General features: G+C 28.7%; 15 protein-coding genes and 1 riboswitch. Of the genes, 14 read left to right on the top strand and 1 reads right to left on the bottom strand.

What is annotated here, in order from left to right:
* The 10 genes from ACTT9D_RS05315 to ACTT9D_RS05360 all read left to right on the top strand — a co-directional run.
* A partial coding sequence (locus ACTT9D_RS05315) for a 5-oxoprolinase subunit B family protein (RefSeq protein WP_440930766.1) occupies positions 1-517 on the top strand: 517 nt, incomplete at its 5' end.
* The gene (locus ACTT9D_RS05320) at positions 514-1,464 is read left to right on the top strand and encodes a biotin-dependent carboxyltransferase family protein (RefSeq protein ID WP_440930767.1); all 951 of its coding nucleotides are present in this window, start codon (positions 514-516) and stop codon (positions 1,462-1,464) included. The genes ACTT9D_RS05315 and ACTT9D_RS05320, both read left to right, overlap by 4 nt.
* Positions 1,451-2,332 (top strand): DMT family transporter, encoded by an 882-nt coding sequence (locus ACTT9D_RS05325; RefSeq protein ID WP_440930768.1) that lies wholly within the window; start codon positions 1,451-1,453, stop codon positions 2,330-2,332. The genes ACTT9D_RS05320 and ACTT9D_RS05325 overlap by 14 nt, the downstream gene beginning before the upstream one ends.
* Before the next feature lie 22 nt (positions 2,333-2,354).
* A riboswitch (glycine riboswitch) is annotated at positions 2,355-2,443 on the top strand.
* A gap of 76 nt (positions 2,444-2,519) precedes the next feature.
* Positions 2,520-3,623: a glycine cleavage system aminomethyltransferase GcvT gene (gene gcvT, locus ACTT9D_RS05330; protein ID WP_440930769.1), complete on the top strand. Its 1,104-nt coding sequence runs from the start codon at positions 2,520-2,522 to the stop codon at positions 3,621-3,623.
* The gene (gene gcvH / locus ACTT9D_RS05335) at positions 3,623-4,000 is read left to right on the top strand and encodes a glycine cleavage system protein GcvH (protein ID WP_440909183.1); all 378 of its coding nucleotides are present in this window, start codon (positions 3,623-3,625) and stop codon (positions 3,998-4,000) included. Before gcvT ends, gcvH begins: the two co-directional genes overlap by 1 nt.
* Before the next feature lie 2 nt (positions 4,001-4,002).
* Complete coding sequence (gene gcvP, locus ACTT9D_RS05340; protein WP_440930770.1) at positions 4,003-6,873, top strand: aminomethyl-transferring glycine dehydrogenase; 2,871 nt, start codon at positions 4,003-4,005, stop codon at positions 6,871-6,873.
* Positions 6,874-6,879: 6 nt separating this feature from the next.
* On the top strand, positions 6,880-8,118 hold the full coding sequence (locus tag ACTT9D_RS05345) for an NAD(P)/FAD-dependent oxidoreductase (RefSeq protein ID WP_440930771.1): 1,239 nt from the start codon (positions 6,880-6,882) through the stop codon (positions 8,116-8,118).
* Complete coding sequence (locus tag ACTT9D_RS05350; RefSeq protein WP_440930772.1) at positions 8,111-8,875, top strand: DUF1365 domain-containing protein; 765 nt, start codon at positions 8,111-8,113, stop codon at positions 8,873-8,875. The genes ACTT9D_RS05345 and ACTT9D_RS05350 overlap by 8 nt, the downstream gene beginning before the upstream one ends.
* On the top strand, positions 8,875-10,053 hold the full coding sequence (locus ACTT9D_RS05355) for a class I SAM-dependent methyltransferase (RefSeq protein ID WP_440930773.1): 1,179 nt from the start codon (positions 8,875-8,877) through the stop codon (positions 10,051-10,053). The genes ACTT9D_RS05350 and ACTT9D_RS05355 overlap by 1 nt, the downstream gene beginning before the upstream one ends.
* Before the next feature lie 11 nt (positions 10,054-10,064).
* Positions 10,065-10,604: a DUF3833 domain-containing protein gene (locus tag ACTT9D_RS05360; RefSeq protein WP_440930774.1), complete on the top strand. Its 540-nt coding sequence runs from the start codon at positions 10,065-10,067 to the stop codon at positions 10,602-10,604.
* Here ACTT9D_RS05360 and ACTT9D_RS05365 read toward each other — a convergent pair whose 3' ends face one another.
* The gene (locus ACTT9D_RS05365) at positions 10,605-11,363 is read right to left on the bottom strand and encodes an SDR family NAD(P)-dependent oxidoreductase (RefSeq protein ID WP_440930775.1); all 759 of its coding nucleotides are present in this window, start codon (positions 11,361-11,363) and stop codon (positions 10,605-10,607) included. It lies immediately after the preceding gene.
* A gap of 24 nt (positions 11,364-11,387) precedes the next feature.
* Between ACTT9D_RS05365 and ACTT9D_RS05370 the strand changes: the two genes are divergently transcribed.
* From ACTT9D_RS05370 to ACTT9D_RS05385, 4 genes are all read left to right on the top strand, one after another.
* Complete coding sequence (locus ACTT9D_RS05370; protein WP_440930776.1) at positions 11,388-11,855, top strand: TspO/MBR family protein; 468 nt, start codon at positions 11,388-11,390, stop codon at positions 11,853-11,855.
* 2 nt (positions 11,856-11,857) lie between these two features.
* The gene (locus ACTT9D_RS05375) at positions 11,858-12,961 is read left to right on the top strand and encodes an NAD(P)/FAD-dependent oxidoreductase (RefSeq protein WP_440930777.1); all 1,104 of its coding nucleotides are present in this window, start codon (positions 11,858-11,860) and stop codon (positions 12,959-12,961) included.
* A gap of 12 nt (positions 12,962-12,973) precedes the next feature.
* Positions 12,974-13,483, top strand: coding sequence for a class I SAM-dependent methyltransferase (locus ACTT9D_RS05380; RefSeq protein WP_440930778.1), 510 nt, complete (start codon positions 12,974-12,976; stop codon positions 13,481-13,483).
* Between the two features lie 144 nt (positions 13,484-13,627).
* The coding region (locus ACTT9D_RS05385) for a hypothetical protein (RefSeq protein WP_440930779.1) at positions 13,628-14,554 on the top strand (927 nt) is incomplete at its 3' end.

Raw genomic sequence — 14,554 nt, forward strand, 5'->3', positions numbered from 1 at the left:
TAAATTAATAATTACTTTTGATCTAAATATAACTAGTTTCCAGAAACTAAAAGATTTACTAATATCAATTAAGATTGATCAATCAAATAGTTCTGACGGAAAAAAATTAGAAGTACCAATATGCTGTGATGAAGAATTTTCGTTAGATATACAAAGATTAGAAAAGAAATTAAACTTAGATAGTCAAAAAATTTTACAAAGAATATTTGAAAAAGAATATTTCTGTTACATGACAGGATTTATAGCTGGTATGCCTTTTTTTGGAGATTTAGATAACGACATGAGATGCAATAGGTTGGAGACTCCAAGATTAAAAGTTCCAAAAGGATCAATTGGTATTACCGAACAGTTTGCAAATATTTATACAGAGGAAAGTCCAGGTGGGTGGAATATTATAGGCAAAACACCATTAGAAGTTTTCGATAGAAATAATCAAGAAAATCCGGCTTTAATCAATCCAGGTGACGTAATTCAATTTAAATTAATAACTAAAAAGGATTTTGATAACTACAAATGACTTTTAAAATTTTAAGACCAGGCACTCATACTACTATACAAGATGACGGTAGAAATGGATTTTATCACTTAGGCATCACTATTAGTGGCGCTATAGATAAAAAAAATTTTAAATTAGCTAATATAATTTTAAATAATAAATTAAACGAACCATCTTTGGAATTTGCTTTGCAAGGTCCATTGTTAGAATTTAATGGATCAAAATCATCCATTTGTATTACGGGAGAAGTAAGTTTTGATATCATAAGAAACAATAATGATATTGAAGAAGGGTATTGCTATAAAATTTACAATTTAAATAAAGGAGATAAAGTCGATATTAAATCTACAATTAATTCACTATATGGTTATATGGCAATAAAAGATGGTTTTGATTTTGATAAAATTTGGAAAAGTTGTTCAATTAACACTAAAGCCAAAATTGGACCTAATGAAGGAATGAAATTTGACACAAATCAAATAATTCCCATAAAAAATAATTCTACTGAAATTAAGATTAGGCAATTAAGATATAAAAATGAAAGATCTACAGAGGTAAGAGTTATTAAAGGAACAAATTTTGATTATTTTTCAAAGGAAGCTCAAAAAAATTTTTTTGATAAAAGATTTAAAATAACAAATATGGTCGACCGTATGGGTATAAGACTTGAAGGAAATAAGTTAGAAAATATTTTTAGCTCAAATATTAAATCTGAGGGTCTTATTAAAGGTGTAATTCAAGTTCCCGGTGATGGTAACCCAATAATAATGTTAGCTGATCACGGTACAATTGGAGGTTATCCAAAGATTGCAACAGTTATAACAGCAGATTTAGATAATTTATCTCAACTGAAGCCAAATACTGAAATTACATTTAAAGAAGTAAGCCTTGAAGAAGCTGAAAATTTATTTATGAGTTACATAAAAGAAATCAACAAATACTCAAAGATATTTAATGAATATAATTAAAAAACTTCCCGGGCCATTATTAGTTTTTATGGGAGCCTGCAGCTTAAGTTTTGGAGGTTTAATTGTTAAATCATTTGAGGGAGCAACTTTGTGGCAAATATTATTTTGGAGAACAGTATTTTTTTTATTTATTATAAGTGTTTATCTTTTTATTACTTACAGATCTAAATTTTTAAAATCGTTCTACGACTCTGGAATACCAGGTTTTTTTGGTGGGTTTATTTTATCTTTTGGTTTTTGCGGTTATGTGTTTGCCATGTATAACACAACAGTTGCTAATGCTAATTTTATAATTCAAACACAAACAATTTTCCTTGCAATTTTTGGATATTTTTTTCTCAAAGAAAAAATTTCGGCAATAACATTAGCATCAATTATTTTGGCAATTTCAGGAATTTTATTAATGGTTGGAGGATCGTTATCACCTGGCCAAATGACTGGTAATATCGCAGCTTTTTTAATGCCAATTTCGTTTGCAGTTTTGATATTAGTTGTAAGAAAGTATCCTAACGTAGACATGGTTCCCTCACAGTTTATTGCAGGTGTGTTTGCTTTAATCATTGGATATTTAATGTCAGGAAAAATATTAATATCTGGTCATGATATATTCTTAGGTTTTTTAGCTGGCTCTCTTCAATTGGGTTTAGGATTTATTTTTATTACAATTGGTGCACAACGAACACCATCAGCAATGGTAGGAATCATTATGTTAACTGAGGCAGTTTTAGGACCATTATGGGCTTGGATATTTATTGATGAACAACCACCAATGATTGTTTTATTTGGTGGATCAATTGTAATCTTCGCAGTTCTATTACAATTTTATCATTTATTTTCAGTTGAAAAAAAACAACTTAATACCAATTGACTTTTATTTCATAATAAGTGATTATTAATTAACGGGAGAGACTACTTAATTTGTAGCGCCGAAGGAGCAACTGCCCAGGAATCTCTCAGGCAAAAGGACCGTTACGTATTAACTCTGGAAAGAGATTAAATTCTCGCCGAAGGAGCAAAACTCTCAGGCAAATATACAGATGGGTAAAAGAGTTAATATGACAAAAAATAAAACTGCATTATTTAATCTACACCATACAAACAAAGCAAAATTTGTTGAATTTGCAGGTTATGAAATGCCTATTCAATATGAAAAGGGAATAGTTGAAGAACATAAAATCACCAGGTCTGCTGCTGGAATATTTGACGTATCACACATGGGTCAATTATTTATTTATGGCGATAATAAATTAACAGAAGATTTAGAAAAAATTTTTCCATTAAACTTGAAAGAATTAAAAGTTTTTAAATCAAAGTATAGTTTCCTAATGAATGATAAGGCAGGAATACATGATGATTTGATAATTACAAAATTAGAAGAAGGTTATTTAATAATTTTAAATGCAGCATGCAAAGATGATGATTTCAAAATAATAAAAGAATTATTAGGAGAAAATTATAAATATGAACTAAAAGTTGATAGGTCGCTAGTTGCTATACAAGGGCCTAATGCGGTTCAAATTCTCAACAATATAATTCCAGAAGTAAACAAGTTAAATTTTATGTCTGGGGGTTGGTTTAATTATTTAGAAAATAAAATTTTTGTCACTAGATCGGGATATACTGGTGAGGACGGTTTTGAAATTTCAGTTCCAAATAATTTGGCAGAAAAGTTTACAAAAAATTTAATGAGTAAAGGTGCTGAATTAATTGGTTTAGGAGCGAGAGATACTTTGAGACTAGAAGCGGGTCTATGTTTGTATGGACATGAATTAAATACAAATCTTACACCTATAGAAGCTAATCTTAACTGGGCTATCTCAAAATCAAGATTGAATGACATGAATTTTATTGGCTCAACAATGATAAAAGAACAGTTATCTCAGGGGACAAAACAACTTAGAGTTGGAATACAGCCTGAAGGAAGAATTATAGCTAGAGAAAAAACAAAGATTTTTAATGATAAAGATCAAATTATTGGTGAAATTACGAGTGGAACATTTGGACCCAGTGTTAATGGACCAATAGCTATGGGATATATAGATAGTGAATATTCAAATAAAAATTCTAAAATTTTTCTTGAGATTAGAGGAAAAAAATACCCAGCAAATATCTGTGGATTACCATTTTATAAAAAAAGCTATGTGAAAGGAGCAGCCTAATGAGTGAAGTAAAATTTTCTAAAGAACATGAATGGATTAAAGTAGAGGGGGATACAGCTACTATTGGAATTACAAAGCATGCTACAGAAATGTTAGGAGATATTGTATTTGCTGAGCTGCCAGATAAAGGTTCAAATGTTGAAAAAGATGGAACTGCAGGTGTAGTTGAGTCAACAAAAGCTGCTAGTGATGTATATACTCCAGTCAGTGGAGAAGTGGTTGATACTAATCAAACTATTGTGGATGATCCTGCAAAGATTAATGAGGATCCAGAAGGTGCAGCGTGGTTTTTTAAATTAAAATTAAAAGATCCCTCAGAAATGGACTCTTTAATGAGCAAAGATGAGTATGAAAAATTTGCAAAGGAGAATTCATAATTATGTTACATAACTCTCAAAAAGATTTCTTAAAAAGACATATTGGACCTTCTAAAGAGGAACAAGCTAAGATGCTTGAAGAACTAAATTATAAATCCTTAGAAGATTTAATTAAAAATACTGTTCCAGAAAAAATACAGTTGAAAGATGGTTTAAATATTGGAGAGTCAAATTCAGAGTATGAAGCTTTAAGAAAATTAAAAGCAATTTCTAAAAAAAATCAAATTTATTCAAACTTTATTGGTATGGGTTATTATGGAACTTATACTCCATATGTTATTTTAAGAAATATTCTTGAGAATCCAGGATGGTACACCTCTTATACACCTTATCAGCCAGAAGTAGCTCAGGGAAGATTGGAAATGTTATTAAACTTTCAACAAATGATCGTTGATTTCACCGGCATGGACATAGCAAATGCATCTTTGCTTGATGAAGGAACAGCAGCTGCTGAAGCAATGGGATTAACTCATAGATTAAATAAAAAAGATAGTAATTTAGTTTTTGTTTCAGAAAATTGTCATCCACAAACAATTGATGTAATTCAGACAAGAGCAGAGCCAATGGGATTAAAAGTTCTTGTTGGTGATGAAGATAAAGTTTTAGGTCAATTAAAGGAAGATTTAGTTTGTGGAATTCTTCAATACCCTGGAACTTTAGGAGATATCAAAGATCCAAGTGAAGCTATCAGTAAAATTCATAAAAAAAATGGCAAAGCCGTACTAGTTTGTGATTTATTATCTTTAGCATTACTTAAAAATCCAAGAGAATTAGGTGCAGATATTGCTGTTGGAAGTTCACAAAGATTTGGAATCCCAATGGGTTATGGTGGACCACATGCAGCTTTTTTTGCAACTAAAGATGAATTTAAAAGATCTATGCCAGGAAGAATTATTGGTGTTTCTGTGGATAGACATGGAAATAAAGCTTACAGATTGTCTTTACAAACTAGAGAGCAACACATCAGAAGAGACAAAGCGACAAGTAACATTTGTACTGCCCAGGCTCTGTTAGCAATTGTTTCAGCAGCATACGCTATTTACCACGGTCCAGAAGGTATTAGAACTATTGCTGAAAGAGTTTCTCAATTAGCTAAAAATTTTGCAGATAAATTAAAGCAATCTGGATATGAAATTTATTCAGATAATTTCTTTGATACAGTTACAATTGTAACCAAGGATAAAACTGACCAAATATATAAAAATGCTCTTGATCAAAAAGTAAATATAAGACGAGTAAACTCTGAAATGCTGGCAGTTTCTTTTGATGAAAAGAAAAATGTTTATAGAGCTAATCAATTATTAAAAATTTTCAATGCAGCTGAATCTATCAAAAAAGAAGATCCAACAGCAAGTTTACCTAATTTACCAAAAAATTTGTTAAGATCTTCAAAATACTTAGAACACCCAGTTTTTAACTCATATCACTCTGAAACTGAGATGCTTAGATATTTAAAAAAATTAGAAGATAAAGATATAGCTCTTAACAGAACTATGATTGCACTTGGTTCTTGTACTATGAAATTAAATGCTACTGCAGAAATGATACCAATTTCATGGAGAGAATTAGCAGAACCCCATCCTTTCGTCCCCATTGAACAAATGGAGGGATACAGAGCATTATTCACTGATCTTAAAAATTGGTTAAGATCAATTACCGGTTTTTCTGGAGTTTCACTTCAACCAAACGCAGGAGCTCAAGGAGAATATGCAGGATTAATGGTAATTAGAAAATATCATTTAGATAGAGGAGAAGAAAACAGAAATATATGCTTAATACCGAGCTCAGCACATGGAACAAATCCTGCGAGCGCACAAATGGTAGGAATGAAAGTTGTAGTTGTTGAATGCGATAAAGAGGGAAATGTTGATTTTGAAGATTTAAAGAAAAAAGCAGAACTTCACTCAGAAAACCTTGGAGCATTAATGGTCACATACCCATCTACTCATGGTGTATTTGAAGAAAAAATTACAGATATATGTGAGTTGATACACAAACATGGTGGTCAAGTTTACATGGATGGTGCAAATTTAAATGCACTTGTTGGAATAGCAAGACCAGGAAATTTTGGTCCAGATGTTTGTCATATAAATTTACACAAGACATTCTGCATTCCCCATGGTGGAGGAGGACCAGGCATGGGACCAATTGCATGCAAAAGACATTTGCAAGTTTATCTACCTAATCATCCAGTTGTTAAAGATTGTGGACCAGCAACAGGTATAGGTGCTGTTTCTGCAGCCCCATGGGGAAGCTCAAGTATTTTATCAATCTCTTGGATGTATATAAAGATGATGGGTTCTGAAGGCCTGAAGTATGCTACTGAAGTAGCTATCCTTAATGCAAATTATATTGCTAATAGACTAAAAGATCATTTTCCAATTTTATATAAAGGAGCTAATGGCAATGTAGCTCATGAGTGTATTATCGACATTAGAAATATCAAATCAGAGACTAGCATAACAGAGGAAGATATTGCTAAAAGATTAATCGATTATGGTTTTCACGCGCCAACAATGTCTTGGCCAGTTGCAGGAACTATGATGATTGAACCAACAGAAAGTGAGAGTTTATCTGAGCTTGATAGATTTTGTGATACTTTAATAAATATCAAATCTGAAATAGATATGATTAAGTCAGGTGAATTTGATAAAATAGATAATCCAATTAAGAATGCTCCTCATACGGACATGGAACTTGCTTCAGATGAATGGAGTCATAAATATTCAAGAGAACAAGCTGCATATCCCGCTAAGTTTTTAAAAACAAATAAATTTTGGCCACCTGTTGCAAGAGTGGACAATGTTTATGGAGATAAAAATATCTTTTGTACTTGTCCAAGCATGGATGAGTTTAAAGAAGATGCAGCATAATCATTAATGAAAATAGCTGTAGTTGGTTCTGGCATATCAGGCTTAAGTGCAGCTTATTATTTATCAAAAAAACATCATGTAGATCTTTTTGAAAAAGAAGATCATTTTGGTGGCCATTCTCATACAGTTGATTTAATTTTTGATGAAAAGAAAGTCTCAATAGATATTGGATTTATTGTATTTAATTTTCAAACCTATCCAAATTTAATTAATTTTTTTAAAGAAAATGAAGTTCAGATTGAAAAAAGTGACATGTCTTTTTCTGTATCAGTAGAAAATACAAATTTTGAATATTGTGGAAAAGGTTTGAATGGAATTTTTTCCAATAGATCTAATTTATTCAATCTTAATTTTTTAAAAATGTTTTTTGATATAATAAAATTTTATAAAAATAGTGATAAAATAAATGTCAAAGATCAAAAATTAACACTAGGTGAATATTTAATAAATAATAAACTATCAAAAACTTTTATTAATTATCATATTATACCAATGGTATCTGCAATCTGGTCCATGCCTCCTTATGAGGCAAGTAAGATGCCTATAACATTCTTTTTAAAATTTTTTCAAAATCATGGGCTATTTAAAATAAAAAATAGACCTCAATGGTATACAGTTACAAATAGAAGCAGAACTTATGTTAATAAAGTAATTTCAAAGATAAGTGGTGAATATTTTAAAAATTATAAAATTAGAAAAATTATACGAAAATCAAAAGGTTTGGATTTATATTATGGAGGAGAAAGTGAATATTTTAATTACGATAAAGTTATAATAGCAACTCACGCTGATGAAGCATTAAAATTGATTGATAATCCCACAGATGATGAAACAAAAGTTTTATCAAATTTTAGTTACAAGGAAAATATTGCATATATTCATACAGACAAAATAGCGATGCCAAAAAATAAAAAAGTATGGTCTTCATGGAACTCATCAATTAATGATAAAAATTTAGACAAAAACTCTATAACTTATTGGCTAAATCTTTTGCAAAATCTTAAATGTTATCAGGACATTTTTTTAACACTTAATCCTTATTTTGAGATTGATGAGAGCAAAATACTTAAAAAAGTTAAATTTACTCATCCTTATTACAATCAACAAGCATTAGATGCTCAATCTGAATTATCTAGTTTACAAAATAAAAAAGATTTACTTTTTTGTGGCAGTTATTTTGGTTACGGTTTTCATGAAGATGGAATAAAATCATCTATTGAAATGCTAAAATACCTAAATGACTAATTCATGCATATATAACGGAAAAGTAATTCATAAACGTTTTAAACCTAAAGAACATTATTTTAAATATAGTGTTTTCTCACTTCTAATAGATTTATCTGAATTAAAAAAAATAGATCAGGAGATTAGCTTTTTTTCTTTAAACAAATTTAATTTAATTAGTTTTCATGAAAAGGATCATGGTGAACGGGACGGATCCTCTCTTGAAGAATGGGTTAAGAAAAATTTAGAGCAAAATAGAATAGAAACTGTAAATATAAAAATTAAGCTGCTTTGTTACCCTAGAATATTTGGTTATGTATTTAATCCACTAAGTATCTTTTTTGTCTATAATCAAAATGATAAATTAATAACTATTTTATATGAAGTGAAAAATACATTTAATGAACAACACACTTATGTTTTTAGAGTAGATGATGAGAATAAATTAATTCAAAATAATTGTTCCAAAAAATTTCATGTTTCACCTTTTATAGAAATGAATTGTAAGTATTTTTTTAGGATTCTTTCACCTGATGAGAAACTTTCTGTAATTATTGATCAATATGATCAAGAAGGTAAAATTTTATTTGCATCTCAAGATGGAAAAAGGGTAGAGCTCAACAGTAGTCAATTGTTCAAGTCATATTTAAAACATCCTCTAATGACTATAAAAATAATATCAGCAATCCATTTTGAAGCATTTAAATTATGGATGAAAGGAATTAAAATTATAAAAAAAAAAATAAAAATAAGAAACAATATAACAGTAGAAAATTAATGTTTTTGAATAAGACAGCAGATAAATTAGTTTTTAATTTTTTAAGAATGATTAAAAATGGATATCTTCAAATTATTACCTACGATGGTGAAGTGTTAAAGTTTGGTAATCCAGATCATTCTTTAAAAGCAAATATTAAGATTAAAAATCCAAATTTTAATTATAATTTAATCAGAGGTGGAAGTATTGGTTTTGCTGAAAGTTATATGAGAGATGAATTTGAAACAGATAATCTTTCAGATTTAATTGAGTTAACAGCTAGAAATATTCAAATTATACATAAATTTTCAGGTTTGCTTGATCTACCTATAATAAATTTTCTTAAAAATAAGATAATTAAAAACACAAAAAATCGAAGTAAAAAAAATATTGCTAAACATTATGATCTTGGAAATGATTTTTTTTCATTATGGCTCGATGATACTTTAACTTACTCAAGTGCAATCTTTGAGGATACTTCAAAAAATTTAAGTGCTGCGCAAAACAATAAATATCAAAAACTAATTGATCTTATTAAACCTAGTTCTGGAGATAAAGTGTTAGAGATTGGATGTGGCTGGGGTGGTTTTGCAGAATACTTGGGAAAGAAATACGATGTAAAATTAGATTGTATTACTATTTCAAAAAAACAATTCGAATATGCAAAAGAGAGAATTTATAAATGTGGTTTGAATGAAAAAGTGAATATAGAAATTAAAGATTATCGAGATCTTCAAGGAAAGTATAATTCAATTGCCTCAATTGAAATGATAGAAGCAGTTGGACAAAATTATCTAGAAAGTTATTTTAAAACAATAAAACATAATTTATCCAGTGGAGGAAAAGCTGCCATTCAAGCAATAACGATTGATGATAGTTTGTTTGATAGATACAAAAATAAACAAGATTTTATTCAAAAATATATTTTTCCAGGTGGATTTCTTCCTAACAAAAATAGTATTAATAAATACGTTTCAGATAATGACTTAACAATCAATTCATATATTTCTTATGCAGACCATTATGCAGAAACTTTAGCAATTTGGAGAAAAGAATTTTTAAGAAAGTGGGATATTATTAAAAATCAAGGATTTGATCTGACGTTTAAAAGAATGTGGGAATTTTATCTATCTTATTGTGAAGCTGGATTTAAATCCAAAAATATTGATTTAATTCAATTTTCAATGCAGAATAAATAACAGTGAATAATATGAAAATAATTAAATCTATATTATTGATAATTTTGGCATTCTTAATTACAAGTTGTTCAAATAATAGTGGAATGAAACCAGAAGATTTTAAAAATAAAGAGCCTAGATTAATTATTGAAGAATACCTTACAGGAAATGTGAAAGCTTGGGGTGTTTTGCAAAATAGATCAGGAAAAGTAACAAGACAATTCTCTGCTGATTTAGATGGCACATGGGATGGAAAACAATTAATTTTAAAAGAAAAATTTAATTGGGATGATGGCGAAGTCCAAAACCGTGAGTGGACAATTACTAAAATAGATGATCATAATTATGAAGGTACAGCAGGAGATGTTGTTGGAAAAGCAATAGGGTATTCTTATGGACCTGCATTTAAATTTGAATATGTTTTGTTAGTTCCTGTTAAGGGAAAAGAATTAAAAATTACATTTGATGATTGGATTTTCAAACAGGATGAAAGAGTTGCTATCAACAGAGCAACAATGACAAAGTTTGGATTTAAGGTAGCTGAGCTTACTGTTGTATTTGTAAAAGATTAATTACTTTTTTTGATGCTTAGTCATCTTTCCTACTAATTTAAAATAAAGTTTACTCGGAAGAAAACTAAAGAACTTTAAAGTTAATGTAAGTGCTTTTGGAAAATGTATTTCAAAAACATTTTTATTAATTAAACCATCATAAATTTGATCAGCAGCAAATTCAGGTGTTTTTAAAAATGGCATTTTAAAATCATTTTTGTCTGTCATAGGTGTTTTGATAAAACCAGGAGAAACTAAACAAACTCGTACGTTATATCTTTTAAAATCAAAATATAAACTTTCTGCTAAATTATTTAGTGCTGATTTTGATGGTCCATAACCAGTTGAATTAGGTAATCCTCTATAACCAGCAATTGATGAAACTATAGTAATTGTACCTTTCTTTCTTTCTCTAAAATATTGCTCAACTGCTTTAATAGAGTTTACTGTTCCAAAAAAATTTACTTTGAAAACATCTTCCATTTGTTCAACATCAATTTCTTTTTCTTTTTTTGGGTTCCATGTGCCAGTAGAAAAAAAACATATATCAATATTTTCAAACTTAGTTTTTATTTGATTAAAAACTTCTATACATTTTGTTTTATCTGTTACGTCTAAAGGGAATGAAAAGATATTTTCATGATTTTTTGAAAGCTCATCTAAAAGCTCAACTCTTCTTGCAGATACAGCAACATTCCAATTTTTTTCTGCAAATTTAATTGCCAACGCTTTCCCAATTCCTGTACTGCCACCAGTTATCCAAATAGTTTTTTTATTCATGATATAAAGTTGTATAATACTAAAATGTTAAAAAATAAATTATTAACATTTATTTTATTTTTAATAGTTACGTTTTCAGCATCTTTTATTGGTGGGATTGTATCAATTTATTACAAAGATCCTTGGTATTCTCTTTTAATAAAACCTTCATTCAATCCTCCAGATTGGATTTTCGCACCAGTTTGGACAACACTATATTTAATGATGACATTTTCAATTTGGATTTTTTGGCATAGTAAAAAAAAAGAAATTCAAACAATTTACATTTATTTCATCCATATAGTTGTAAATACAACTTGGACTATAGCTTTTTTTCTTTTACACAATTTAGCTCTAGCAGCTTTTGTATTAGTTTTATTAATCATAATGATTGTTGTAATGATTTATAGATTTAAAAGTGTCAATTTGATCAGTGTATATTTGATGATTCCATATTTACTTTGGTGCTTATATGCCTTACTTCTTAATCTAAGCTTAATTAATTTAAATTAAAAATGGATGATGTAGTTATAGTTGGTGGTGGAATAATCGGAGCAGCTACTGCTTATTTTTTGTCAAAAGAAGGTAGAAAAGTTAAAGTTATCGAGAGAGACCCAACTTATAAAACAGCATCTTTTCCTTTGTCTCTAGGGGGATTTAGAAGACAATTTTTTCAAAAAGAAAATATTTTATTAGGTAAGTTTGCTAGAGACTTTGTTTTTCAAATACCTGAGTTATTAAAAACTGAGAAAAATCCTAATCCGACAGCAAGTATGGTTACAAACGGATATTTGCTTATGTTTGGAAAAGAGCATGCAGAGGAACAATACAAAGCTCTAGAAAATCATAAAGCGTGTGATGCTGGCACAAAAAATATCAAAGGATCAGAATTATCAAATTATTTTCCTTATATGGTTAATGAAGATATTGAAACTGCAACTTTTACTGATAATAAAAGTGAAGGCTGGATTGATCCTTTTTTATTCCATAGTGCTTTAAAGAGTAAAGCAATTGAATTGGGAGCAGAATTTATTAAGGGAAATGTCAAATCTCTTTCAGAGATAAAAGCTAAAACTATAGTTTCTGCTGCTGGTTGTTGGACTAAAGAATTACTTGAAGATATACCGGTAGAACCACAAAAACACACTGTGTTTAGAGTTAAATGTCCTAAGCATATTCCAGAAATGCCCTTATGTGGAGATTTAACAACAGGAGTTTATTGGAGACCTGAAGGAAAAGAATATTTAGCAGGATCGCCAAAATCAGTTTTTGATGCAGATGATTTAGAGCCAGCTTGGGATGATTTTGAAGAATATGTTTGGCCAGCTCTCGCAAAAAGAATGCCAGCTTTTGAAGAATTAAAATTAACTGGTGGATGGGCAGGTTATTATGATTGCAATAGATTGGATAATAATGCTGTTGTAGGTAAACACCCAAAGTTTGATAATGTTTATCTTGCAACAGGTTTTACTGGCAGGGGATTAATGCAAGCACCTGGAATTGGAAGAGCATTAACAGAATTAATAATTACAGGCGCCTATCAATCTATTGATATAAGCAATATGGCTGTTGAGAGAGTTCTAGGAAAAGAAGCTCGACATGAACCTTATGTACTTTAAAGTTTTTTCCAAATGAAATTACATATTGGTGGTCAAGAAAAAAAAGAAGGATGGAAGATATTAAATATCCAAAAAGAAAATAACGTAGATTTTGTAGGAGATATTAAAGATCTATCTCAGTTTAGTGATAATAGTGTTGAAGAAATTTATGCTAGCCATGTTTTAGAACATGTAGAACAACAAAAAGTAAATGATACTTTAAAAGGAATTTACAGAGTATTGAAACAAGATGGAAAATTTTATGTTTCAGTTCCAGATTTAGACGTACTATGTAGATTGTTTATACATAAAGATGCACCAGCAAACATAAAGTTTCATTGCATGAGAATGATGTTTGGTGGTCAAACTGATGAGTATGATTTTCATTATTTTGGATGGAATTTTGGATTTCTTAATGACTATTTAAAAAGAGCAGGTTTTAAAGAGATAAAAAAAGTAGATACTTTTTCCCTCTTTAATGACACAAGTGATTTTGCCCCTTACGGAGTAAAAATTTCTTTAAATGTTATAGCAACTAAATGATAATCTATCGTGATTTTAAAAAATTTTTTTTTAGAAAATAATCAAAAATTTAATTTTATTTATAATTTTTTTTTAACAGCAATATTTATTTTTATTCTCTATTTGTTAGCACATTATCAACTTTTATACCCAACTATAATTCCAATGAAAATTGGTAATAGTGTAAACTTGTTTGCTGATTGGTCCCCAATTGTAAGCGCAAATCTATGTGAAAAAAAAGGTATTGATGTATATCTGCAAAATCCTTGTGATGCTTGGAAAAGACCACATGTATATGGGCCAATTTTACTCACCTTTCCGTTTGTTGAAGATTTTAAAAAATTTTATTTTGTTTATCTTCCAATAACTTTTAATTTTATATTTGTTTTTATTATAGTTAATTTTTTTAGATTTAATTCAAAAATTTTTAATTTATTTTCAATTTTTTTTATCTTCAGTATTCCAACAATACTTGCAATTGAACGAGCTAATTTAGATATTGTTATTTTTTTAATGATTATTCTTATTTCTAATTTAAAAAATCTTTATGCTTTTCATGTATTTATTTTAGCAACTGCTCTAACAAAATTTTATCCGATTTGTTTAAGTATAGTTTTTTTATTCAAAAAAAATTTCAAAAAAGTGATGTTAAATATCATTCTAGCTATAATGATGTTTTTATTAGTAATTTTTTATTATTTTGATGATCTTATAAAAATTTATAATGTTAGAAATTTATTTTCTTCAACAGGTGTATACAGTTTTTCTTTTTACTCATTTGTTTTGGTTTTTAAAAAAATTGATAATATTTTTTTACAATTAACTTATCTAATACCTTTTTACTTTATGTATAAGTTTTTTACAAAGAAGGCTTATATTCATTTATCTGAAAATAATTTTTTTAAAGCTGATAATTTTGAAAATAGGATTTATCTATTATCATCCACAACTATTACTATATGTTATTTTTTGTTCTCGAATTTTATTTACAGAGAGATTTTTTTAATTGGCTTACTACCGTGGATAATTAAAAATATTAATGATAAACAAAATATTAATTTTTTTAATTTATATTTTTTTTCATTATTATTT

It is taken from the genome of Candidatus Pelagibacter sp. (assembly GCF_052049815.1).
Lineage (GTDB): Bacteria > Pseudomonadota > Alphaproteobacteria > Pelagibacterales > Pelagibacteraceae > Pelagibacter.